This is a genomic window from Streptomyces sp. 13-12-16 (assembly GCF_002114215.1).
Lineage (GTDB): Bacteria > Actinomycetota > Actinomycetes > Streptomycetales > Streptomycetaceae > Streptomyces.
In genome coordinates this window covers 1-355 of sequence record NZ_NCTE01001277.1, presented here as the reverse complement: position 1 = coordinate 355, position 355 = coordinate 1, and the positions used below count along the sequence as shown (strand labels likewise).

Annotated in this window: 1 protein-coding gene; it reads right to left on the bottom strand. The window is 77.5% G+C overall.

Annotation, left to right across the window (positions count from 1 at the left end):
* A partial coding sequence (locus B7767_RS39280; RefSeq protein WP_143652906.1) for an amidohydrolase family protein occupies positions 1-355 on the bottom strand: 355 nt, incomplete at both ends.

Genomic DNA, 355 nt, shown 5'->3' with positions numbered 1-355 from the left:
GGCGTGCTCGACGCGGTGCCGGGCGGCACGGACGCGGGCGAGGCCGAGTGTGCCGGCGGCGGCCCGCATGCCGTCGACGACGGTGCTCACGGCGGCGTCGCCGATGGCGTGGAAGCCGGCCTGGAGGCCCGCCTCGGTGCAGGCGACGACATGGGCGGCCACGGCTGCGACGTCCAGGTGGGCGGTGCCGGTGTGGGCGGCGTCGGCGTACGGCTCGTGCAGGCACGCGGTGTGCGAGCCGAGGGCGCCGTCGGCGAACAGGTCGCCCGCGGCGCCGATCGCACCCAGCTCCTTCGCCTTGGCGACGTCCTGTTCGGCCCAGTAGCCGACGACGCGCGGGCCCCTCTCCTCGGCG